Source organism: Bradyrhizobium sp. Arg237L (assembly GCF_029990105.1).
Lineage (GTDB): Bacteria > Pseudomonadota > Alphaproteobacteria > Rhizobiales > Xanthobacteraceae > Bradyrhizobium.
Genome location: NZ_JAQMIL010000105.1, coordinates 1 through 22,179, shown reverse-complemented (window position 1 = coordinate 22,179; position 22,179 = coordinate 1). Strand labels below are relative to the sequence as shown.

Below are 22,179 nucleotides of genomic sequence, written 5' to 3'. Positions count from 1 at the left end.
TGGTTAGCCGGCGCCGAGGCCTCGTTCATCACCGGCACGTTCCTCGATGTCACTGGCGGCAAGTGAGTAACGGGAATTGGCGCCGGGATCTTTCCTCGACGCACCATCAAGTGGCAAACGATGCGACTTGGAGGTCGCGCCTTTCGAGAAGACTTGCTCGCGCATGCAGCAGATATGAACAATGAATTGCTGCCCTCGGAAAGATCCATGTCAGCTTCTGGCCCCATATCTGACGATCCCTTCGTCCATCCTGGATGCCGGCTCGTCGAGGTAAAGCGGACATAGGTCCGATTGATCGACGTTCGTCCTCGACCACGACATCCGCAATGAAAAGCCCCCGCCATCGCTGGCGGGGCTTTATGTGTTTCAGCCTAGGGGACCTACTTTGCCCCGATTCGGGGACCAACTTATAGAGGACCAACTTTGCCCACGGCTGCACTCGTGCAGCGACAGGCATAGTACGTCCCTTGAGCACACTCTAACCGTTCAAATCCCGCTCACGCACTCCAGCGCGTTGACAGGCGAAACGGGACCTGCGGGGCAAAGTGCGTCCCTCAAATTAGATCGCCGCTGTCGCCGTTGGGTCTCCCTCACGAATCCGGGGGCCAACACACGTCTGCGCTAGTATCCCTCAACCCGAGTACGGCTGGTAGGCCGGGTGATCCTGCTTCAAACGTTGGAGCAAATGCCTGAGGAAAGACGAGACGGCGAATGCATCGCGAAGCTTGCCATGTCCACTTTCGACTTTGAGCTTCACACTGGAGCCGTCGTCCAGATCGAGGTCAATCGCGCGGAATTCCTGCTTGTCTTGGTATTCGGCGCGGGTCCCGACAATCGATGAATAAGACACGCCCCTGGCTATGTCGGCCAGAAACAGCCCATTCTCGCCGACGATGAAGGCGATCTCATCGGAGTCCTCTGCGATCGTCTGCACGCCGAGCGCGGCCCCTATGCCGGTAGCGTTAGCCGTCAACAAGCCGTTTGCTTTCTCGACAAGATCCGGCCGCACGGCCGCTGCTCGAAAGCCGTAGGAGTTTTTCAGGTACTTTTTGGTGCAGAATTGCACGTGATCGACTGGCATCTGTGGACTCTAGCTGACCGCCGTTGTGGCGCGAAGCTCGATCCAATCATTCGTGTCGCGGACGGCAGCGTATTCGGCCTCGATCAATTCGGCGGCGGCCATGATGTCGGCCGCGACCAACTGGATACCGACCTCGCTGTCCATGTTTTCGATCGCCTTTCGCAACATCAGGAAGGCGTCGTCGGTCAGTTGAATGGGCTTGGAGGGCATGAACGAAGCGCTCAATTTAAATGAGTTGCGAAGAAGGTTGTGGTCCTCTCCTAACATTCCAAGCTGAACGATCGTTTTTCGGACGACGCATCCTGGAACATGTCGATATACTCGACATGGCGACGTACCAGGCTCTCGATGAGTGTCCGGACGTCGATGCTATCGAGGGCCGCAATTCTCTTCGCGGTTTCGTATGTTTCGTCGCTGATTTCGATTCTGTGCATAATCCCGGCATCTCTTGAGCGTGTTTAACGGACGGCGACACCCATCGTCGACGAGCGCCCCTAGCTTTTCGGGACGTGCCGCGCTGGATACAAGGGCCAGATCGATCCGCTGACGGATCTCAGATCTTGGGGCCCGAGCCCCCCGTCCTCAACCGAGGCCGAGGGGCTTTGTCAAAAGGGATGTCGAAATAGACCGTGTCCAGGTCCATGCTGAACTCGACGGCATCGAGCTCGAGCACGTGCTCCGGCGTCGGCAGGACTTTGAGCTCCCATCCGTTCTCGGTCCGGACATAGTGCTCGACACGCATCTGGTCGGCGTAGGCCAGTACGATGTGCTGCATCGTCGGGAGATCTTTGTAGAATTGCAGCTTCCGGCCTCGATCGCGATCCATCGTGGATGGAGAGAGAACCTCGACCACGACGATCGGATCGGTGATGAACGTGCTGTTGCTCGGCGGACCGCAGCGAACCACGATGTCGGGACGGTACTTGTCGCGACCGGTCGAACTCGCAGAAGCCTGCACCATCATGCCGCCGAAATAGGTCCTGCAGCGCCGCTTATCCATCGCGAGCTTGAGGGGGGCCCCGATGTTGCCAGCGATCTGCTCGTGCGTCTCGTTGGGATTGCTCATCAGCACAGGCGCGCCGTCGAAAAGCTCGTACTTCCTTCCGTCGGCTACGCTTTCGACGAACTCGTCGAATTCGGCGATCGTCATGTCGATGTTTTCCGCAGCGTCCGCCATCAATTCCAGTGCTCCTCGCCCTTGTGTCGGGGCTGCGCCAGCCAAGCTGGCCTATTGAGTGCTCGCAACCCAATATGGGGCCTTTTCCAGTCGCCCTCAACACCAGCCGGCAAGACAGCGTTAACGCTGGCGCCATTTCAGCCCGCCATACATAGTTGGTCCCGCGGATCGGAGTCCGGAACCTGCGCAGGTTTTGCACGGTTCAAGATAGGGCGTGGTCGGCTTATAAACGGCTAATTTCACCCTCTAGCAGGTCTGCCCTGCGGTAGAACGTCGCCCCGATCTTTCTGGGATTGAACACGGGCTCCACGCCGGCGTGCTGGAGCTCTTTCTTGACCACCATGAAATGCCGCCCCCGCTGTCTCGCGATCGCGAACAGGGACACGAATTCGCGATCAAACCGCTCGACCTCCCGAACCGGCACCACGACCGTCGGGCAGCGATTGACGGGATTGACCACGGTGATCGACTTCAGGTGCCCGTGCTTGATGAGGGCGGCTGAGACGCGGTCAGCGACGCGCAACCGATCGGAGATCTCGACGCCGGTCAGCCCGCCATGGTCCGGCCCTCGGACAAGAGCACGGACCTCCTTGAGGTTGAGGAACAGGGACATGTAGCCGCGCTCGGACGTGAGCTTCCATTTCCGGTGCACCTTGCGATCGAGAACCAAGCGGACGATTTCCTCGCTCATGCAGAAGGCATGGTGCGCAGCTTGCGGGATGGAGACCTGGCCGTCACCCGCCGCTCGACCGGCCTGCCGAACACAACGTCGCCGGGGCCGACCGGCAGGCGCGTCCGGATGAAGTCGCCGACCAGGTCTCGCAAGGGGTCAAAGGCCTTGTCCTCCCGTCCGAACCCGAGGACCTGGTAGATGCGGCCAAACACGGCCTGCGCCCCCTCTGTGGCGGCGCCAGAATACGGATAGCCCCTGCGCAGATCCGGAACGATACCAAGCGCTCCGGGTGCAGCTTCCAAACGGCATCCTGCTCTATGGGCCGCCGGGATCCGGCAAGACCCACGCGGTCGACACGCTCGTCGCCGCCCTCGGGAGACCAACCTTCAGGTTGGATCTGGGCGAACTCGGAAGCCCCTTTGTCCATCAGACGACCGTTTCGATGAGGCAGGCCTTCGAGCAAGCGAAGCGTAGCGCCCCGTCGCTGCTGATCTTGGAGGAGATTGATGCCGTTGCGCCGGCGCGCGGACCCTTGTCCCACGACCACAAGGTGGAGGAACTGACGGAGATCCTCCGGATGATCGAGGCCGCTGCGAAAACGACGTGCTGGTCTTGGCGACGACCAATCGCAGGGATGCACTGGATCCTGCTCTGTTGCGCAAAGGACGCTTCGATCACTCAGTGCTGGTCGACTACCCGACCGCAGAAGAGGTCGAACTGGCGCTGCGGGGAATGCTCAAGGACCGGCCGCATGACCTTCTGGACCTCTCCAAGCCAGCCCAATTACTCGCCGGCCGCCCCATGAGCGATGCCGCCTGGGTCGTGAACGAAGCGGCCCGGCTGACGGCGCGGGCAAGGCGTGACAAAATCGATGAACTCGACTTTCACGAAGCCGTTGAGCGCCTGCAAATGGCCGGTCGCATCTCAGTATAAAGTCGGATCTGTCACCTTAACGCGAGCCCAAAGCCAAGGAAAATCAGGAGAAGATCCTGAAACTTCACACTTTTTCCTTGCGGTTGAGTAGCCGTCACGGTTCAATCGGGCGACTGAAGGACCGATAGATGAAACTGTTTGGCTACCTTCCAGACACCCTCTTCAAGCCCCTGTCAGGGCCGAAGAAGCACGTCTATGCCCGCCTTCTGATGCGGCTCTATGAGAGGGTCTACTCGGCTCGCATCCTTGAGACCCCGCTCAGGGAAGAGGTCGTGAAGCAGATCGAGATCGGGCTTTCGGAGTTCGGCATCGGATCGATGGGCGACCTCTCGGAAGGCGATCCCGAAGAGGATCAGACCACAAGCCAAGCACACTACCTGGCCTACTATCGATTGCGCGATACCGGTTGGCTCACGGAAGAAACCGAAAAATGGCGCACCTACGTCGACATGAACCCGGACGCGTTCATGGTCCTGGGCGCGATCACCGACTTCGGTAACAGCCGCGTGCGCGTCGCCGGCGCCGTGGTCGACGTGAAGAACAATCTTGAGGCTGCGTTCCGGGAGCCAGAGACGATGGCCCAAGGCCTCGCCAATGCGCACGACACGGCTTTACGGTTCGCTCGCAGCATGCGCCGTATCCTCGCCGGCATGCGCGAGATCGAGGACCGCATTCTGGGCAACCCGAACGCGGCGGCCATCCTCCGCACGTTCTTCCAGGACTTCGTCGATGGGCTGCTGATCGCCGACTACAAGCAGCTCAAGACGTCCAACAACCCGTACCGTCATCGCCGCACGATCGCATCGCTCGCGGGCGATATGCTCGCGGACGCCGAGCGCATCGGCAAGATCGCGCGCGCCTACATCGAGCAGGGTGTCATGGCCCCGGGCGCCACGATCGCGACGGCCGAGGAGCGCATCATCGCCGAGCTCGAGAAGATCAAGAGCGTCTTTGAGGACGTCGGCCCCTTCATGGACAAGATCGAGGATTTCAGGGATCGCCTCGAACGCCGCATCCGCACCACCGTCCACTACATGGATGTCATGGGAGAGGGCTCCGCCGAGCGGATCGTCCGGCTGATCGAGCAACTCTCGAAAATGGGCAGCGATGAAGTGGAGATCCGCCTGAGCTCGCCGGACGTGGGTCTTCCGATCACGTCGCTCGCGCTGTACACGCCGCCGCCTCCGAAGGCGCCGCCCGAGCGGACGCGCTTCAAGGTCCCGAAACAGGATCCCTATCTGCGCGCCTATGTCCGGGCTACGACCGAGTTCGACCGGATGGTGCGCGTGTCTGACCAGAAGCTGCTCGAGTTCGCTCGCCGGCAGATGCAAGGCCGCGACGCCTTGTCATCCGCGGAGATCGAGATCGAGGGCGTTCCGGATCTCTTTGCCTACCGGGCCATCCCGAGCCTGGCTGCGGTCGGTCGCTCCGTGCGGTTGGGTGAATTCACGATCACGCTTGAGGAGGGGCGTACGGCCAACGATTGGATCGATGTGACCGCCTTCCGGATCGAGAGAACGAGGACCTCGGCCGATGCTGCGTGATCTTTCCAAACTGATCGACGACGAGGACTCCGAGGGCGGCGACGGCGAGCGGCTGCAGAAGGAGCTGCGCCAGGCCGCGCAGTCGCTCTGGCGCGCCCAGTTCATCTACGAGAACGACTGGGGCATGAAGACCTCCTATGAGGTGCTCCGCCGTTACATGGGGTACTTCGAGAATCTGTTCGACGCGCTCGGTTACCGCGTCGTGGGCAGGCCGAACGACGGATACGTCGGCCTGGTAGCGAACGAACTGCCTCCTCGCCAGAGCATGAAACTTGACGAAAGCCTGCTCCTGCTGGTGCTGCGGCTCCACTACGAGGAGGCGTTCACGCGGTTCGAGGCCAAGGAATTCGGCGAGGTGGAAGTCGAGAGCGAGCAGATTCTGCAGATCTATGAAGACCGGACCCATCGTGAGCGGCCCAACTTCGGCCGGGTCAAGGAAATCCTGGCTGGCTTCAGGCACCGTGGGCTCGTGCGGATCGAGGATCGGGACGACAGGAACTTCACTCTGTTCCTGCGGCCGGCCTTGCCGATCGTGGTGTCCAAGGACACGCTCGGCTCTCTTGAAGAGTTCGTCTCGCGCTCCACCGCGGCGACGGCGAAGGCCGACGCCGCGAGGGAGGTGCAGGCGTGATCGAACTGCGTCGCATCATCCTGGTCGATTGGTATCTGTTCCGGGCGCAGCAGGTCGATATGCGCGGCATGACCGCGATCATCGGCCCGAACGGGGCGGGCAAATCGGCGATCATCGACGCCGTGCAGACCGTGCTCTCCGGCGCGAGCATGGCCAGCATCCGGTTCAATCCGAGCGCCCAGAGCAACGTCAGGAGCAAGCGGACGCTGCGCGACTACTGCCTCGGCGTGGTCTCGCTCGACGAGAAGGGCGAGCGGTCGGAGCCGACGCGCCAGCATGCGTACACCTACATCATCCTGGTCTTCGAGGATCTGGACGACGGCTCTGCGGTGAGCCTGGGCGTGGCCTTTTCGGCATCGGCATCGAGGAGCGACGAGTCCTGCGAGGCGCGCTTCATTGCCAAGGGCGCGCTGACGAAAGACGACATTCTCGCTGCGGTAGGAGACGACGAGGTTGAGACGCTGCAGTGGCATGCGGTGCGCACCGCTTTGCGCGCACGGAATATCGAAGTCGACGACGCGTTCTCGAGTGCGACCGACTTCGTGGCGGAATCGCTCAGGGCTTTGTCGCCGGCAGGCTTCCCGCTCGACGCCAGGCGCTTCCAGCGGGCGTTCCGGAACGCGCTGCTGCTGAAGCCAGTAGACAATCCCACAGAATTCGTCCGGAACTACGTTCTCGACGTTCAGCCCCTGCAGGTCGACAGGCTTCGTCGCGGTATCGAACATTGGCGTTCGTTGACCCGTCGCATCGAGGAGTTGAGGGCGCAGAGCGCGAGCCTCGCTGGCATCCTCCGCATCGTTGGCCGCGCCGTAGAAAACGAACGGGTGATCGCGATCACCGGCTGGCAGATCGCCCGCCTGCAATGGGAGCAGTTCCGCCGCGAGGCGCGGCGTCAGCAGGAGAACGTCGCGCAGCTAAAGAGCGCCGCGAGCAAGGCCGAGATCGAGGCGACCGCGGCAGCCGCCAGGCACGCCACGCTCGACGTCGAGCACAAGACCGTCGAGCTCTCGATCAAGACCAGCGACGGCGAGCAGCTTGCCCAGATGTACGAGTCGGACAAGAATCTGACCCTGGGTCAGCGCGCCAACGCCATGGCGCCAGTCAAGGAGATCGATAGCCTCGTCGCTTCGATCAAGAAGGCCGTCGAACTCAATCTGCTGGTTCGTCGCGACGACCTGTTGCACGCACTGCTGAGCGCAGTCGTCGTAGCTCGAGGGAGGGCCCAACTTTCCGAGTGGGACAAGCCGCTCCCGGAAAACTGGGAGGATAGCGCGTCGCACCTGGATGCGGCTCTTGTGGCGGTCGATCAGGAGCGCCTCGAGGCTGCCCGAAAGGCGTTCTCGGACGCGCATTTCCACGCACGGGTTGCAACCAAGGGGCTGCAGGATCGCATCGAGCTGATCGACAGCAACCTGAGGCGGATGGAGCAAGGGTTAAGCCCGATCGAAGGCGGTACCAGGGACCTCATGAGGCAGCTCGCGTCGCACGGCATCGAAGCGACGCCGCTGTGCGAAGTCGTTGAGATTCGGGACGACAAATGGCGCATGGCGGCCGAGGCGGTTCTCGGCCGCTCCCGAGAGGCGTTGATCGTCGAACCCACGAGGGCGGTGCGTGCCTTGGAGATTTTCCGCGAAGGCGGAGAGCATTCCTTCAGGGATGCGGAGGTCATCAACACGACCAAGACCGACAACACTCGGCCGGCCGAAAAGGGCTCTCTCGCACAGATCATCAGCACGGAAAACCGTCACGCCAGAGCATTCCTCAACTATCGCATCGGCCACCTTATGTTGGTCGAGGCTATGGACAGGATGGTCGCTGCGGAGAACGCCATTACCCCCGACCTGATGATGCAAGGCGGGCGGACGGTCCGGCGACTGCAGAAGCCGCGTTATCTGAAGCTTGGGCGCGCTACGCAGGACCAGATGCGCAAACAGCTCGAAGACGAACGAGCGCAACTGCTCCAGCAGCTTGCGGCATCGGCGGGAGACGTCCGGCGATCGGAAGAAGAAGCTGGCCTGTTCGAAGCCATGTTCGCACAGTTCCGAGCGACACGTGGTGCCGGCCTGACCTGTGTGGACAGCGGCGCGACCCTAGTTGATTTCGACCGGAAGCTCGAGGAGATCGGGAAGAACATCGAGGACGCCCGGCGGAACCGCGATCCCAAGCTCATCGCCGAACTCGAGCGCCTCGCTGGCGAGGTCAAGGCGGCTAATCGGCTCAAGACCGAAAAGCAGGACGCGTCGACTCGTGCGCAAAGTGCGAGAGACCGCGCCGAGGGTGCGTACGATGACTACATGCAAAAGAACCGCGACGCCGCGCGTGCAGCTCGACGCGACCGTGCGCGTCAGATGCGGCAAGATTTCCCGCAATCAACAGCCATGCGTGACTACCGGACGGAGGTTGCCGAAATGGCGACGGAGACGATACCGAACCGCATCGACGGGCTGACCGCGGACAGGGAGGCTCGTTCTACGACACGGCGCTCCAGCCTCATGCGCGAAATGACCAACGCGATGAATAAGCACGGTCAGGACTTCCATGTCGTGCCGCCATTCACCGCCGAAGAAGCGACCCCGGCGACCGTCGAACAATGGGCGGCCGCCGAAAAGGAGCGCCTAGACGGGCACGAACTGGTCCAGTACGAAGAGAAGTGCCGTAATGCCGCGACCGAGATGACGTCGGCGTTCAGGGATGACCTCCTTCACCGGCTCGACGACGCCTTCACCGGCATCAAATCCACCTTGAGCGAGCTCAACCGTCACCTGAAGGATCGACAGTTCCACGGGCGCGACTACTACTCGTTCAAGGCGTTGGAGGCGCCGACCCACGTCGACATGATCGAGCTCGTCGAGGAATCCCGAAAGCCGGAGTTCAATCTACCGCTCTTCGGGGATCGCAGCGAGGACGCGAACACCCCCATGATGCGGGCCGTCCGCCAGATCGAGGAGATTCTGTCGAATCCGGAGGCACGGACCGAAGAAATCGAGGATCCGCGCAAGTATTTCAACTTCGAACTCTACATCCAAGATGCCGACGGGAAGATCCGCTCTTCGCTGACGAGCCGCGCGGGCACGGGATCCGGCGGTGAAGGGCAGTTGCCCTTCTACATCGCCATCGGTGCCTCGCTGGCCGCCACGTACCAGAACCGGCGTACCGGCGAGAGCGGGCTGTCCCTCGCAATCTTCGACGAGGCCTTCAATCGATTGGATACGAAGGCGATCGGTCAGTGCTCTGAATTCATGCGGGATCTCGGGCTCCAGGTCATGCTGGCCACCCCCGACGAAAAGCGCCACGTGTTCATGGAAGTGGTCGACACCGTCGTCAACGTGAACCGGCTGGGCAACCAGGTGATGATTGACACCGAATTCCTGACCGAGAAGGCGCGCGACGCGATCGTTGCAATCGATCCGTACCGTAAGGGCTTCGACGTGTTCAAATCCGAGTTGATCGCCGCTGAGAAGGCTGCGGCTGTCCCGCAGGACCAGGCCGCGGAATGACCGACGTTCGTAAAGCGGACGCTGGCGTCGAATTCCTCGAACGATTGCTGGAGCGGAGCGAGCGCAATCCCGACCGCTCGCGGCCGGCTTCCGCAGCTCCGGAGTACGACAGGCTCTCGACCGCGCAGCAGGTGAGCCGTTTTCACGACCAGATGGCCGCGGCGGCGAGGTTCGGCGCCGTCGAAATGGAGCGAGGCAAGAGGGACCGGAGCCACCTGATCGAGCGGGTCCGTGTCCTAAACCCGGAACTGCTCGCCAGGCATCTTGGTCGCCCGACCGCGCCGGCGGTCGCGCAACGCGTCAGGGACGAATTGCTTCCGGTTGCAGCGACCGGAGAACCGTGGCTTGCTACCCTGTTAGACGAGATGGCGGCTAGGTGGGCGCGCGGCGAGGCCGCCTATCGCCTGACGGCCGGCCAGGCCGATTCCGCCAGGGAGTTCTTCACGCTGTTGGCGTCCATCTCGCGGCAGGAGGCCCGGGGACTGGACGCGCGAACGTTCTCCCAAAAGGCGACGAACGACACGAAGGCCTTCGATCGGCACGCTTCGCGGCTCGCCGCCGTTCTCGGCGCGCGGATCGGGCAGCCCAGCGCAGCGGTGGATGTGGTATGGGCGCACATCGGGCTGGAGCGCTTTGGTCACCCTGTTCACCTGAAAGGGCCCGTTGCCGTGGTAGGCGCCGGCGGTCCTCTGATTGATGGTCGCGCCAGGCCGTTCGCGTCGATTCATCCGGAGATGCTGCCGCAACTCTCGCTGCTTCAGGTGCCGGCGGCGATCCTCACGGTCGAGAACTATGCCAGTTTCAATAGGCAGGTCCGCGAGATCGAGGACGGCAGCCTGGTCGTGTACACAGGCGGCTTCCCGGCGGCGGGCCTCATCGAGCTTCTATCGAAGGTCCTGACCTTCGTGCCGGCCGAGGTGCCGTTCCTTCACTGGGGCGACGTGGACGCCGGCGGCGTGCGCATTTTCAGATACCTGGAGGAAAACCTGCCCCGCGGACCGCGTCCGCACCTGATGACCAAGGAGCTGGCTGAGAGATCCGGCCAGCCGGCAGATGCGGATCCGAGCTTGGCCTCGATCGCGAAGTCCGACAGTGCAATCCGCGAGCTGGCGGAGTGGTTGGCGTACGGATCGGACGTGCGTCACCTCGAGCAGGAGGCGCTGGATCCTAAGATCGTCGATCAGAAAAATCCCTTTCGACCTTCCTCTCCCTCGTTGCCTACAAAAGAATAGATTGTGGCGTAGTCTGCGACAGAAGGGGGCGGCGGGTCATTCTCGATGATGATGAATTGAGCCTCGGCGCTCTTTTCCTTCAAGTAAATGAAGAAGCGTTCCTTCACACCGCTGGCCGCGATTGCCTTCTCATCTTCGGAAAGCTCCCCGTGACGCGACTTCTGTCCCTGGCGATACGTGAGTAGGGGCTGTCGAGCACCAGGACGCCAGGGTGAGGCAGTTGCTTCTGCCTGCAATAGTCCAGCAGGCCGATCTTGAAGGCGGCGTTGAAAAGTGCGCGAACGCCCTTTCCATTCGCGCGGCGGTCTTGGCCGTTCACCAAGATGTCGTGCGTGGCATCGTCGAATGATACGCTGGGATCTCCCGGGAAGTGCCAGGCGCGCAATACTGACTGCACTGCCATCGCAATCTCATGCCCAACGGCGCTACCGACGCCGACATTGATTTCCGATTTCGGGATCTTGGTCGCCCTGAACGAATCCAGTTCGCCCTTTCGTTGCCTAAGTGCCTCAACGCGCCTCGCCAGTGAGAGGCCCATTTGCACATTGTCTCGCGTGCGGGCCAGCTCCTCGTAACTGGATCGGCTGGCCGCTTCACGAGGCCGCGCCTCGGCAACCCGGTCGTCTACGGACTGCAGGTCCCGCGTCAATCGCTCTTCACGGCGGGCGAGGCCTTCCTGTTCGACCCGCAGAGAAGAAGTTGCCTTCATCAGGTCGGATCGCTCGAGTTCGATCTTCGCGATTTCGGCTCGCACGGCTCGTTGCGCTCGTTCCACTTCTTCGAAGCCGTGGGCGTGTCGTTGATGCTCGGGATCTGCTCCGCAGAGCGGGCACGGCCGGTGAGCGGTGGCCATCAAGGCCGCGCCGCCTTCTTCGAGCGACGACAGCCGTTCGACGTCACTGTCGTAGATATTTTTCAGCACGGAGAAGCGTTCGAGAGAGAGTGCGAGCTCGGTCTGCCGCTCTTGGGTTTCGGCTATCGAGTCGACAATGAACCGTCGATCAAGCCGCAGTTGATCCAGTTCGTTTTGGCGCTGGACCAAAGTCGACTGGAGCTCGTCGGTGGCCTTATCAAGTTTCGCAAGCTGATTTTCCAGGTCGGATGGGTCGGGATACTCGCGGTTGAGCTCTTGCTCTGCGGTCGCGAGCATCTCTTCGACCACCTGAACTTTGCCGGAGTTGATGGACTTCTGGGCATCGGGACTGGGCGTCTCGATGACGGCGGAATCATCGATGCCGGTGGCAATGAATTTCAGGACATTCTTATCCAACGTGTCGCTGTTAAAGTCCGAAATTCGGATCGGAGGCCACTCTCCCATCATGTCCGTTTCCTCGGTCAAGAGGTAGGGGACAAAATGTCTGAAGGAGAATGCGACTTTCGCGGCGTGCTGCGTCTTTGAAATAGATTTGTCGGCGATGCCGATTTCTGCCAACAGAAACCCAGAAAGGCTGTCTTTCCCCTTGTGTTCCGGTGAAAGCGTGCGCGTCGCTTCTTCCTTGGTGTCAGGCTGGACCCAATGGTTGTACAGTCCGAAGCTACCGCCGGCGAGCGCGCGCACGAGAGTGACTTGGCCAGATGTCGGCAGGATCAGGTCAAGCCAGGCTTTGTTGTAACCTTGTCGCTGATTGATGTTGGGCAGCATTTTCGGCTTTGCGCCCGACATGAAATCGAGAAGCTTGACTGTAAACGATTTTCCCGTGTTCGACGCGCCCCAAATGACATTGACGCCATCCGCGAACAGCAGTTCGGCCGTCGGGACCTTCGGTCCCGTTACGGCCAGCCGACGGATGATGAAGCGCGCGACCCCCATCCCTCATTATCCCTGAAGGGAGGTTCCGCTAGTCGTGCTAAACGCCTCGGTCCAATCTCCGATCTGGGTGCGCACGAAATTTTTGAATTGATGTTTGCCGACCGACCTTACCTGAAGCGCGATCCAATCGGCGCAGTCCTTCAACTTCTGGGAATAGTGCGTTTCCAAAAGCTCGATATAACCGGCAGCCTCGTCGGAAGCTCGATACAGAACTCCTTGGTCGGTGATTTCTTGATCGACGAGATGGCAGCGGCGCATCAGGTCAAGGCTCCTCTCGACGAGACGCCGCCTGACGAGAAGCTCGCCCTTGCGATCGGATAGGTCTGGATGTAGACTCGGCGGCCCTTCGATATCAGCAGTGTGGACCACCACGTGATCCAAAAGCACCATCTCTGCGAGATCGGCGGCTTCCGGACGCAGCTTTTCCAGCACTACGACGGCCCTGATCCCCGCCTCCAGGGGGAATTGAACAGTTTTCCGAAGCTCTCTACGGAATCCATTTCATTCGTCCCTCGTTAGCCAGGTGGTGGCACATCCCCTGTTTGACGGGCACGCAGTACGACGCGGCCGATCAGACCAGCGGGCAACCTCGACGCGTGTCGCATAACGGCGTCCAGTCGTTCGAGACTGCTCGGGTGACGCTGACGGTGGACGTCGATGACGCCATGATAGACGTCCTCACGGAAAGCCGCCAACGCTTCCGGAGGTGAGCTGTCGCGGTGGAAGCGCTGAAAATGCTCGGCATCAAAGTAGCGCGTGCGCTGATCGAGAAAATGTTGGGCATGCTCCGGATGCCGCAGGATCTCGTCGGCCGTCTGAATTTCGCTTCCCGATGCCTCGTTGTACACCCGGCGAAGCTGGTCGACATACTCGAGTTCCTCGGGCTGGATGGAGACGGGGGCGACGCCCGGCGGGGCTTCATCCGGGATCAGACCGAGAACCTTGATCAGAGCCGCGCGAGCGGCCGGATCTTTGACGATCAAAGGCGCCGTTAGATACTCGACGTTGACGAAGTCGTATCCGTCGATCAGGGCCTTTAATCGATCCGTGAGGGGCACCGGCACGTTCGTGATCTTGTTTTTGCAGTAGTTATCCCAGTTGCCGATTAGCGCTCCGGCTATCGTCGAAGGATTTTGAAGCAAGGTCATTAACGGGCCGACAATGCCTCTCGGCGAAACGAAAACGATCTTAGTTGGGAGCGTCGCGTAAGCGCCCTCGGAATGATGGTAGAAGACCTTTCCGAGTTCGAGCAGCGCCTCTGAAAGCCCGAGTTTCGATCCCAGCGTCTTCCGTTTGCACTGGTAGAGGTGCCATTCGCCTTCGTGTCGGCGGAGGGTTAGAATCCGATGACGTCTCGGCCCTTATCGTTGGCGCCGCCGACCCGCTCCACGCTGACGTATAGCTTCGACTTTTGGCTCGCCCAAAGATCTACGAACTCCTCAAGCTGGCTGTCATCGAGTTCCTGGATCCGAATGGCAGCGCTTCTCATCGACTCCTCCGGTATGCGGTGCCGGATATAGCAGGCATGACCTTGGGTTGAGAAGATGTCGACCACCGCCCCTGCGCCAGAGGATTACTCACTTCGTCTAAGGCCTTCGAAGCCGGAGTCCCCTCATATCGCCAGTCGACAGGGTCGCGCCGGCTCCTCGGAAACGACCTGCTCGGCCCAATTGTCGAGCGATGCGTCGGCCTTCCGGAAGAGCGCCGCGCGGATGGGATCATGGAGCATGATCTGCTTTAAAGTCTGGCCAGCGATGGAATCCTTGAACGCCACCTGATGGCCGAGGAAATCTCCGCGATGCAGCCCGAACTCGTGCGCCAGAAGCCGCACGTCATCGCTGTGAGGGTGCCCGAGAAACATCCGGGGCTCAAGCGCTGTGTCGTGGCAAACAGCCCAGCCCGGCGGACCGGAATGGCTTCCGCGGCGCTGCCAGCCTGCTTCGGAATAGCAAAGGCAAGGCAGAGCGAATGCCTGTCCAATGAGGTCCACACTGGACTCGCGGCCGCTCGAATTCTCCATGTGAAGAACAACGCGACGGGCTTCCACCATCGCACGAAAGCTGACGTCGCCGACCTCTTGCTCATGGAAGACGAACTTCGTCGGTGGCTGCTTCATGGCTTCCTCGCGAGGCCGTTGGAGCGGGGATATGCAGGCATCTGGGGACCCAAAGAAGCTGATTTGACCCCCCTCACTTTTTTCGAGCTCAAAAATCGGCGAAAAAAAACGAGGCGGAATTTACGAGAAGTATCAGCGGGATCTGCGATCGAGTCGTTCTCAAAACGAAATCGATTCGTTCTTAAAGCGGAAATCGAGTCGTTTTCAAAGTGTCCGCATAATTGTACTACGCAAAAACGGGGCGCCTGGATTGGAGCCTGGAACTAGGCAGTTATGAGCGCTCACTTCTAATCATTGAAGACATCGGCCGGGACACGGTACCAGCTCCACTCCAAACCTATGTGGCAACGTCGGAGTCAGATCGCGCGAATCGGAGTCAGGCCCGCTGCGAACCGATACTCTTTGATTTCCTTGGTGGGCCCGGCAGGACTCGAACCTGCAACCAGACCGTTATGAGCGGCCGGCTCTAACCATTGAGCTACAGGCCCCGCCACGAGCCGCCACAATCCGTGGGCCGGCAACGGTGCCGGGTCCGTTTACAGGGTGAGGGGCGATCGGGCAATCCCGGCGCCTCTAGTCCACCGAAACCCCGGCGAATTCCACCACTTTCCGCCATTTCTCGGTTTCGTCGGCGACGAGCTTGCCGAATTCGGCGGGGGTCATCGGCTTGGGGATGCCGCCGACCTCGGCCAGGCGGGCGACGAGCTTGGGATCCTTCAGCGCTTCGCCGACCGCCTTGTTAAGGATCTCGATGACCTCCGGTGGCGTGCCTTTCGGCGCCGAGATGCCGTAAAATCCGACCGATTCGAAGCCCGGCACGGTCTCGGCGATGGCGGGGACGTCAGGCACGCTCGGCCAGCGCTTTGGCGAGGTGACGCCGAGCGCGCGGACATTGCCGCCGCGCGCCTGCTCCAGCGCCGATGGCAGGTTGTCGAAGATCAACTGCACCTTGTTGGAGATGATATCCGGAAAGGCGATCGCCGAGCCACGATAGGGCACGTGCTGCATCTCGCATTTGGTCATCGCCTTGAACAGTTCCGCCGACATGTGCACCGAGGTGCCGTTGCCCGACGACGCATAGGAGACCTTGCCCGGATTGGCCTTGCAGTAATCGATGAACTCCTGGACGGTTTTCACCGGCATCGCGTTGGAGATCACCAGCATGTTGGTGAGTTGCATAATGCTGGCGACCGGGGTGGTGTCGCGCAGGAAATCATAGGGCAGCTTCTTGTAGAGCGAGGTGCTGATCGCGTTATTGGGCGCAACGAACAGCAGCGTGTAGCCGTCGGCGGGCGAATTGATCGCGGCGGCGGCCGCGATGTTGCCGCCGGAGCCGGTGCGGTTCTCGACCACGAATTGCTGACCGAAATGGTCCGACAGCCACTGGCTCATGATGCGGGCGACGATGTCAACCGGCCCGCCGGCGGCAAATCCGATCAGCCAGCGCACCGGGCGGTTTGGATAGTCGGCGGCGGAGGAGGGGGCGACAAGGCTCAAAAGGCAAATCAAACCAAGGGACGTCGCACGCAAAAAGCGAAGCATTATGTTTCCTCGTCATTTTCTTGTTACCGTTGCGGCCATGCTTTCATAAAATTCCGGCCTTGCCTACAACCTCTGCAGCATAAAGATCGATCAATCTCGCGCCGGGGATGTTGGAGGTCGCCACATGAAAATAGCTTTGACGGTTTGCGCCGTTGTCCTACTCACCGGCAGCGCGGCCGCACAGGAGGGAGGCAAGACCATTTCCAAGACCACGATCGGCCTGGGGACGGCGACGCCGGGCGGCGGTTTCCCGCTCTATGGCAATGCCTTTGCCGAAGTCATGAACGCGGCGGATCCGAGCCTCTCGATCGAGCCGCGCAATACCAAGGGCTCGAACGAGAACATTCCGCTGCTCGAAGCCGGGCAACTCGACATCGCGACGGTGGCCGGCGAGCCCGCTTATGAAGCCTTCATGGGCATCGGCCGGCCCGCAACCAAGCTCAAGATCCTGACCGCGATGTATTCGAGCCCTGGCATGTTCGTGGTGCGGGCCGACAGCCCGTATCGGACGATCCGCGACCTCGTCGGCCAACCGGTTGCGTTTGGGGCGAAGGGCTCGGGCCTGCCGATCCTGTCGCGTTATATCCTCGATGGCATCGGGCTGAAGCAGGACGAGGACTTCAAGTCGATCTATCTCGATCGCGCCGGCGACGGGCCGGCCATGGTGCAGGACGGCCGCGCCGCGGCGCTCTGGGGGGCCGGTGTCGGCTGGCCGGGCTTTGCTGCGATGGCGGAAAGCCCCACCGGCGCGCGCTTCATCGCGCCGAGTGCGGAAGAGATCGCGCGCATCCGCGCCAAGCACACCTTCCTGAAGCCGCTGACGATCCCGGCGAACAGCTATCCGAAGCAGACGGAAGCGATCGCCTCCGTCGGCTCGTGGAGCTTCATCCTCGTGCGCGAAAGCCTGCCCGACGAGGTCGCCTATCGGCTGGCGAAGACGCTGCATGGAATCGAAGGCGAGTTCTGCAGGAAGCTGGCGCAGGCCTGCGAGACGACGGCGGCGAGCACGGTGGCGGCGGCGCCGAATGTCGAGCTGATTCATCCGGGTGTGCTGAAGTATTTTCGCGAGATCGGAGTGGCGAAGTGAGAGGCGAATGGCGAATAGCGAGTAGCGAATGGATAACCACGCGCCGCCTTCCCCCATTCGCCATTCGCTACTCCCCATTCGCCCACCTCATTTCTTCACTAGCGCACACGCCGGGTCCGGCGGGCCGAACGCGTCTTCGCCGGAAATCTTGGTGAGGATCTTGTAGTAGTCCCACGGATATTTCGATTCCTCCGGCGACTTCACCTGCACGAGCCAGAGGTCGTGAACCATCAGATTGTCCTCGCGCAGCTTGCCGTTGCGGGCGAAGAAATCCTCGATCGGCTTTTCGCGCATCTTGGCCGCGACCTTCAGCGGATCGTCGGTGCCGGTCTCCTTGATCGCGTTCAGGTAGTGGATCACGGAGGAATAGACGCCGGCCTGCCACATCGTCGGCATCCGGTTCAGCTTGGCGAAATAGCGCTTCGACCATTCGCGGGTCTTGTCATCCATGTCCCAGTAGAACGACGTCGTCAGCAACAGGCCTTGCGCAGTCGGCAGTCCCAGCGAATGGATGTCGGTGATCAGCGCGAGCAGCGCTGCCATCTGCTGGCCGCCCTTGAACACGCCGAACTCGCCGGCGGTCTTGATCTCGTTCATGTTGTTCGGCGGGCCGCCGGCAATACCGATGATCTTGGCCTTCGAGGCCTGCGCCTGCAGCACGAAGGACGACAAATCCGGCGTCGCAAACGGCGGGCGCACCGAGCCCAGCACCTTGCCGCCGTTCTTGGTGACGACGCTCGCGGCGTCCTTCTCGAGCGAGTGCCCGAACGCATAGTCGTCGGTGATGAAGAACCAGCTATCGCCGCCGCGCTTCACCACCTCCTGCGCGGTGCCGACTGCGAGCGCCCTGGTGTCGAACACCCACTGCATGGCATAGGGCGAGCAGAACTTGCCGTGGAAATCGGTCGCTCCGGTCGAATGCGTGATGAACAGCCGCTTCCGCTCATTGGCGACGTTCTGCACGGCGAGCCCGACTGCGGAGACCGGCACGTCGACGATCAAATCCACCTGATCGACGTCGTACCAGCGCCGCGCGATACTGGAGCCGATATCGGCCTTGAGCTGATGGTCGCCGACGATCACCGAGATTGGCTTGCCCAGCACCTTGCCGCCGAAATCGTCGATCGCCATCTGCGCCGCGGTGACCGAGCCCTGTCCCGTCGGCGTCGACGCCGGCCCGTTCATGTCGGTGAGCACGCCGATCTTGACGACGTCGTCGGAGATTTGCGCCAGCGCCGCCGTCGAAGCCAGCATGGCGCCGGCTAGCGCGCCGAGCATGGAAAATGGTTTACCGAACGTTATGCCGAACATTCTTGTCTCCCTCCCTGGACCGGCGCATTGGCCGTTATTGCTTGTTCCGGGACGTGAACCCGGCTGAATTGGTTTCTTTGCAACCGGTTTGGGGTCGGCGTCAACGCGTCCTTTCGGAGCAGGAACATCCGGCAGCACCTGTTTATTTCGCAGCCGATACAGTAGACAGGCCGGCCATGGTTCCGACCCAGCGCCTGCCGGCTTCGCTCACGCCACTGGAAACCGCGCTCAGCTCCCTCCTGCACGGGCTTGAGCCGGTGCAGCCAATCGAGTTGCCGCTTCCGGACGCGCTCTGCTGCATCGCGGCCGAGATGCCCCCGCTGCCGGCGCGTCCGCCGCATGATGTTGCCGCCACCGATGGTTGGGCGCTGCGCGCCAATGATCTGGTCGGCGCTTCCTCGTACTCGCCGTTGCCATTGGCTGCGGCGCCCGCCTGGGTCGAAGCCGGTGACGCCATGCCTTCGGCTTGCGATTGCGTGCTCGATGCCGACCTGGTCGAGGCGGCCGGGCCGATTGCGCAGGTGCTTGCGGAAGCGATCCCGGGGCAGGGCGTCAGACGCAAGGGCCAGGACATCGCCGAAGGGAGCCTCATTGCCGAGGCGGGACGACGTGTGCTGCCGCGCGATCTTCTTGTCGCGCGCGTCGCAGGGATCGAGCGGCTCAAGGTGCGACGGCCGCGATTGCACATCGTCAACATTCCCGGCGCCACAGTGACCGCCAAGCTGGTCGCGGAGAGCGCACGTTCCGCCGGCGCTGAGGTTATCAGCCGGGAGGCGGGGGCGCGTGATGTCGGGTCGATCGTTGCCGCGTTTGAAGATGCGGCCTGCGATCTCCTGGTGATCATCGGCGGCAGCGGCGTCGGCCGCACCGATGCGGTGGTGACTGCGCTCGCCGTGCGTGGCGAGGTCATCGCTCATGGCATCGCCCTGCAGCCCGGCCGCACCGCGGCGGTCGGCCGTATCGGAACAACGCCGGTCGTCGCGCTGCCCGGCGCGCCGGACCAGGCGTTTGCAGCGTGGTGGGCGCTGGCGCTGCCGGTGCTCGATCGGCTGACCGGACGGCAGCCGAGGAAGGCACTGTCGCTGCCGCTGTCGCGCAAGATCGCATCGCTCGTCGGCATTGCCGAGTTCGTGCTGCTGGAGCGGCAGCGCGATGCATGGAGGCCGCTTGCGGTGGGCGAGCTCTCGTTTGATGCGATCGCGCGCGCGGAGGCCTTTCTGGTGGTGCCCGGCGGTTCCGAAGGATTTGCTGCGGGCATGCCGATCGATGCTTATATGTTGCGGGAATGAGTTCCGACATGACCAATACATCTGCGAAGGACCGCGGCAATTTCGATCAGGACCAGTTCCTGACCATCCTGTCGCGCGAGGAGGCGGTTGCGCGGTTCGAGGCTGCGTTGTTTCCGAGGGCAGTCGCCAGCGAAACACGACCGCTCGCGCAGGCGCTCGGCTGCGCGCTGGCCAACGATGTCGTCGCGCCGATCGACGTGCCGCCGTTTGACCGCTCCAATGTCGACGGCTTTGCGGTGCGCTCCGCCGATCTTGCGCAGGCCAGCGAGGCTACGCCGGTGCGGCTGGTGCTGAACGACGAGGTCATCGCCTGCGGCACCGCGCCCACGCGGCCGGTACTGTCTGATACGGCAACCTCGATCGCGACCGGCGGACCCGTTCCGCGCGGCGCCGACGCGATCGTGATGGTCGAGCATACGCAACCCGCAGGCCAGCGCGCGATCGAGATCCGCCGTGCCGCTTCGCCCGGACAATTCGTGTCCTACGCCGGCTCCGACATCGCGCGCGGCGAAACCTTGCTGCGCGCCGGCACCATCATCGGCTCGCGTGAGATCGGCATGCTCGCTGCCTGCGGCATCGCGGAGGTCGGCGTCGCACGACGGCCGCGCGTCGCCATTCTTTCCACCGGTGACGAATTGGTGCAGCCGGGTCAGCCGCTGCGTCCGGCTGCGATCTACGACACCAACGGTGCCATCGTCACCGCAGCGATCTCCGAGAATGGCGGCGATGCCGTCTTCGTCGGCGCCATTGCCGACGACGAAGCGCAGCTCGAAGCCGCCATGCGCAAGGCGCTCGCTGGCGGCGACATGCTGGTGCTCTCCGGCGGCACATCGAAAGGCGCGGGCGATGTCTCCCATCGCATCATCGCGCGGCTCGGCAAGCCAGGCATCATCGCGCATGGCGTGGCGCTGAAGCCGGGTAAGCCGCTGTGCCTTGCGGTGTGCGACGGCAAGCCGGTGGTGATCCTGCCGGGATTTCCGACCTCGGCGATGTTCACCTTCCACGACATGATCGTGCCGGTGCTGCGGCGGATGGCGGGCCTGCCGCCGCGCTCGGATGCGAAGGTGACGGCAAAGGTGCCGGTGCGGATCGCCTCCGAGCTCGGCCGCACCGAATTCGTCATGGTGTCGCTGGTCGAAGGCGCGGACGGATTGATCGCCTATCCCTCCGGCAAGGGCTCCGGCGCGATCACTTCGTTCGCGCAGGCCGACGGCTTCCTGAAGATCGACGCGCTGGCCGATCAGATGCCGGCCGGCACGGAAGCCGAGGTGACGCTGTTCACGCCACACGTGCGCGTGCCTGACCTTGTCATCGTCGGCAGCCATTGCACCGGGCTCGATCTCGTCACCGCGCCGCTCGCGCGTGCCGGGCTCTCGGTGCGCTCGATCGCGGTGGGCAGCCTTGGCGGGCTCGCGGCGGCCAAGCGCGGCGAATGCGATCTTGCGCCGATCCATCTGTTCGACGAGAAGAGCGAGACCTACAATGTGCCCTATCTCGCCGATGGGCTCGAACTCGTGCCGGGCTGGCGGCGGATGCAGGGCATCGTGTTCCGCAAGGGTGACCGACGTTTCGAAGGTCTGTCGGCACAGGATGCGGTGCGCGCCGCGCTCGTCGATTCCGCCTGCATCATGGTCAACCGCAACCAGGGCGCCGGCACGCGCATCCTGATCGACCGTTTGCTTGGCGGCGCGCGTCCCGACGGCTACTGGAATCAGCCGCGCTCGCACAACGCAGTCGCCGCCGCCGTCGCCCAGCATCGCGCCGATTGGGGTATGACGATCGCGCCGGTCGCGCATGCGTCCGGACTCGGCTTCATTCCGCTGGCAGAGGAGCATTACGACTTCGCACTGGTGACGGCGCGCAAGCATCGCCCGGCCGTGCAGGCTTTTCTCGAGGCGCTCGCCTCGGACGAAAGCCGCGCGGCGTTGGAGCAGGCGGGATTCCGCCCGGCGTAGCTCCCGCCACCGGCGCCATCCGGGGCGAACGTCAATGTCGCCCCTCATGGTGAGGAGCGCCAACGGGTCCGCGCAAGGCGCGGCCCGATGACAGGCTCCGCGCGTCTCGAGACGATGCTGCGCATCGCTCGGAGAACTATGAGGCCCCGCCAGTGGCCTCGCCCTTCGAGACGACCGCCGCGCGGTTTCCTCAGGGTGAGGGGATAGGTGCAAGTGCGCCGCTCTATCCTCGTCATTGCGAGCGCAGCGAAGCAATCCATGCCTCCACACGCGGCGCGATGGATTGCTTCGCTGCGCTCGC

General features: G+C 62.4%; 20 protein-coding genes and 1 tRNA gene. 8 read left to right on the top strand and 13 right to left on the bottom strand.

What is annotated here, in order from left to right; genetic code table 11:
* Positions 1-631: 631 nt before the first annotated feature.
* The 5 genes from OZ411_RS39735 to OZ411_RS39715 all read right to left on the bottom strand — a co-directional run bounded on the left by OZ411_RS39735 (position 632) and on the right by OZ411_RS39715 (position 3,233).
* Positions 632-1,081, bottom strand: a complete 450-nt coding sequence (locus OZ411_RS39735) for a hypothetical protein (RefSeq protein WP_282532301.1) — start codon at positions 1,079-1,081, stop codon at positions 632-634.
* 9 nt (positions 1,082-1,090) lie between these two features.
* A complete protein-coding gene (locus tag OZ411_RS39730; protein WP_282532300.1) occupies positions 1,091-1,291 on the bottom strand; it encodes a hypothetical protein in 201 nt (66 codons plus the stop codon).
* A gap of 343 nt (positions 1,292-1,634) precedes the next feature.
* Positions 1,635-2,258 carry a Uma2 family endonuclease gene (locus tag OZ411_RS39725; RefSeq protein ID WP_282532299.1) on the bottom strand — a complete coding sequence of 208 codons (624 nt, stop codon included), beginning with the start codon at positions 2,256-2,258 and terminating at the stop codon, positions 1,635-1,637.
* A 223-nt stretch (positions 2,259-2,481) separates the two neighbouring features.
* Complete coding sequence (locus OZ411_RS39720) at positions 2,482-2,949, bottom strand: hypothetical protein (RefSeq protein ID WP_282532298.1); 468 nt, start codon at positions 2,947-2,949, stop codon at positions 2,482-2,484.
* Positions 2,946-3,233, bottom strand: coding sequence for a hypothetical protein (locus OZ411_RS39715; protein WP_282532297.1), 288 nt, complete (start codon positions 3,231-3,233; stop codon positions 2,946-2,948). Before OZ411_RS39715 ends, OZ411_RS39720 begins: the two co-directional genes overlap by 4 nt.
* 301 nt (positions 3,234-3,534) lie before the next feature.
* Between OZ411_RS39715 and OZ411_RS43465 the strand changes: the two genes are divergently transcribed.
* From OZ411_RS43465 to OZ411_RS39690, 5 genes are all read left to right on the top strand, one after another.
* The gene (locus tag OZ411_RS43465) at positions 3,535-3,864 is read left to right on the top strand and encodes an AAA family ATPase (protein ID WP_349017074.1); all 330 of its coding nucleotides are present in this window, start codon (positions 3,535-3,537) and stop codon (positions 3,862-3,864) included.
* 128 nt (positions 3,865-3,992) lie between these two features.
* Positions 3,993-5,408, top strand: a complete 1,416-nt coding sequence (locus OZ411_RS39705; protein WP_282532296.1) for a Wadjet anti-phage system protein JetA family protein — start codon at positions 3,993-3,995, stop codon at positions 5,406-5,408.
* Positions 5,398-6,039, top strand: coding sequence for a DUF4194 domain-containing protein (locus OZ411_RS39700; RefSeq protein ID WP_282532295.1), 642 nt, complete (start codon positions 5,398-5,400; stop codon positions 6,037-6,039). Before OZ411_RS39705 ends, OZ411_RS39700 begins: the two co-directional genes overlap by 11 nt.
* Positions 6,036-9,536 (top strand): SbcC/MukB-like Walker B domain-containing protein, encoded by a 3,501-nt coding sequence (locus OZ411_RS39695; protein WP_282532294.1) that lies wholly within the window; start codon positions 6,036-6,038, stop codon positions 9,534-9,536. Before OZ411_RS39700 ends, OZ411_RS39695 begins: the two co-directional genes overlap by 4 nt.
* Positions 9,533-10,768 (top strand): Wadjet anti-phage system protein JetD domain-containing protein, encoded by a 1,236-nt coding sequence (locus OZ411_RS39690; protein ID WP_282532293.1) that lies wholly within the window; start codon positions 9,533-9,535, stop codon positions 10,766-10,768. The genes OZ411_RS39695 and OZ411_RS39690 overlap by 4 nt, the downstream gene beginning before the upstream one ends.
* Positions 10,769-10,871: 103 nt before the next feature.
* Here the strand turns inward: OZ411_RS39690 and OZ411_RS39685 are convergent, their stop codons facing one another.
* The 7 genes from OZ411_RS39685 to OZ411_RS39655 all read right to left on the bottom strand — a co-directional run bounded on the left by OZ411_RS39685 (position 10,872) and on the right by OZ411_RS39655 (position 16,236).
* Positions 10,872-12,578, bottom strand: a complete 1,707-nt coding sequence (locus OZ411_RS39685) for a hypothetical protein (protein WP_282532292.1) — start codon at positions 12,576-12,578, stop codon at positions 10,872-10,874.
* Positions 12,579-12,584: 6 nt separating this feature from the next.
* Positions 12,585-13,037: an ABC-three component system middle component 2 gene (locus OZ411_RS39680; protein ID WP_349017075.1), complete on the bottom strand. Its 453-nt coding sequence runs from the start codon at positions 13,035-13,037 to the stop codon at positions 12,585-12,587.
* A 56-nt stretch (positions 13,038-13,093) separates the two neighbouring features.
* On the bottom strand, positions 13,094-13,726 hold the full coding sequence (locus OZ411_RS39675; RefSeq protein ID WP_282532290.1) for an ABC-three component system protein: 633 nt from the start codon (positions 13,724-13,726) through the stop codon (positions 13,094-13,096).
* Between the two features lie 188 nt (positions 13,727-13,914).
* Positions 13,915-14,067 carry a hypothetical protein gene (locus OZ411_RS39670; protein ID WP_282532289.1) on the bottom strand — a complete coding sequence of 51 codons (153 nt, stop codon included), beginning with the start codon at positions 14,065-14,067 and terminating at the stop codon, positions 13,915-13,917.
* A 123-nt stretch (positions 14,068-14,190) separates the two neighbouring features.
* Positions 14,191-14,694, bottom strand: coding sequence for a hypothetical protein (locus OZ411_RS39665; RefSeq protein ID WP_282532288.1), 504 nt, complete (start codon positions 14,692-14,694; stop codon positions 14,191-14,193).
* Between the two features lie 412 nt (positions 14,695-15,106).
* Positions 15,107-15,182 (bottom strand) — tRNA-Ile (locus tag OZ411_RS39660).
* A gap of 85 nt (positions 15,183-15,267) precedes the next feature.
* Positions 15,268-16,236, bottom strand: coding sequence for a tripartite tricarboxylate transporter substrate binding protein (locus OZ411_RS39655; protein WP_130581378.1), 969 nt, complete (start codon positions 16,234-16,236; stop codon positions 15,268-15,270).
* Positions 16,237-16,360: 124 nt separating this feature from the next.
* Between OZ411_RS39655 and OZ411_RS39650 the strand changes: the two genes are divergently transcribed.
* Entirely contained in the window at positions 16,361-17,323 is a 963-nt protein-coding gene (locus tag OZ411_RS39650) for a TAXI family TRAP transporter solute-binding subunit (protein WP_282532287.1), read from the top strand.
* Between the two features lie 87 nt (positions 17,324-17,410).
* Here OZ411_RS39650 and OZ411_RS39645 read toward each other — a convergent pair whose 3' ends face one another.
* A complete protein-coding gene (locus OZ411_RS39645) occupies positions 17,411-18,601 on the bottom strand; it encodes an ABC transporter substrate-binding protein (protein WP_130581382.1) in 1,191 nt (396 codons plus the stop codon).
* Between the two features lie 209 nt (positions 18,602-18,810).
* Between OZ411_RS39645 and OZ411_RS39640 the strand changes: the two genes are divergently transcribed.
* Positions 18,811-19,923: a molybdopterin-binding protein gene (locus tag OZ411_RS39640; protein ID WP_130581380.1), complete on the top strand. Its 1,113-nt coding sequence runs from the start codon at positions 18,811-18,813 to the stop codon at positions 19,921-19,923.
* An 8-nt stretch (positions 19,924-19,931) separates the two neighbouring features.
* Complete coding sequence (locus OZ411_RS39635; protein WP_282532286.1) at positions 19,932-21,878, top strand: molybdopterin biosynthesis protein; 1,947 nt, start codon at positions 19,932-19,934, stop codon at positions 21,876-21,878.
* Positions 21,879-22,179: the final 301 nt, after the last annotated feature.

What these genes read in the sequence shown, in the direction of transcription:
- OZ411_RS39735 (WP_282532301.1), bottom strand. Translation starts at nt 1,081, where the DNA reads ATGCCAGTCGATCACGTGCAATTCTGCACCAAAAAGTACCTGAAAAAC.
- OZ411_RS39730 (WP_282532300.1), bottom strand. Translation starts at nt 1,291, where the DNA reads ATGCCCTCCAAGCCCATTCAACTGACCGACGACGCCTTCCTGATGTTG.
- OZ411_RS39725 (WP_282532299.1), bottom strand. Translation starts at nt 2,258, where the DNA reads ATGGCGGACGCTGCGGAAAACATCGACATGACGATCGCCGAATTCGAC.
- OZ411_RS39720 (WP_282532298.1), bottom strand. Translation starts at nt 2,949, where the DNA reads ATGAGCGAGGAAATCGTCCGCTTGGTTCTCGATCGCAAGGTGCACCGG.
- OZ411_RS39705 (WP_282532296.1), top strand. Translation starts at nt 3,993, where the DNA reads ATGAAACTGTTTGGCTACCTTCCAGACACCCTCTTCAAGCCCCTGTCA.
- OZ411_RS39700 (WP_282532295.1), top strand. Translation starts at nt 5,398, where the DNA reads ATGCTGCGTGATCTTTCCAAACTGATCGACGACGAGGACTCCGAGGGC.
- OZ411_RS39690 (WP_282532293.1), top strand. Translation starts at nt 9,533, where the DNA reads ATGACCGACGTTCGTAAAGCGGACGCTGGCGTCGAATTCCTCGAACGA.
- OZ411_RS39685 (WP_282532292.1), bottom strand. Translation starts at nt 12,578, where the DNA reads ATGGGGGTCGCGCGCTTCATCATCCGTCGGCTGGCCGTAACGGGACCG.
- OZ411_RS39675 (WP_282532290.1), bottom strand. Translation starts at nt 13,726, where the DNA reads ATGACCTTGCTTCAAAATCCTTCGACGATAGCCGGAGCGCTAATCGGC.
- OZ411_RS39670 (WP_282532289.1), bottom strand. Translation starts at nt 14,067, where the DNA reads ATGAGAAGCGCTGCCATTCGGATCCAGGAACTCGATGACAGCCAGCTT.
- OZ411_RS39665 (WP_282532288.1), bottom strand. Translation starts at nt 14,694, where the DNA reads ATGAAGCAGCCACCGACGAAGTTCGTCTTCCATGAGCAAGAGGTCGGC.
- OZ411_RS39655 (WP_130581378.1), bottom strand. Translation starts at nt 16,236, where the DNA reads ATGCTTCGCTTTTTGCGTGCGACGTCCCTTGGTTTGATTTGCCTTTTG.
- OZ411_RS39650 (WP_282532287.1), top strand. Translation starts at nt 16,361, where the DNA reads ATGAAAATAGCTTTGACGGTTTGCGCCGTTGTCCTACTCACCGGCAGC.
- OZ411_RS39645 (WP_130581382.1), bottom strand. Translation starts at nt 18,601, where the DNA reads ATGCTCGGCGCGCTAGCCGGCGCCATGCTGGCTTCGACGGCGGCGCTG.
- OZ411_RS39640 (WP_130581380.1), top strand. Translation starts at nt 18,811, where the DNA reads ATGGTTCCGACCCAGCGCCTGCCGGCTTCGCTCACGCCACTGGAAACC.
- OZ411_RS39635 (WP_282532286.1), top strand. Translation starts at nt 19,932, where the DNA reads ATGACCAATACATCTGCGAAGGACCGCGGCAATTTCGATCAGGACCAG.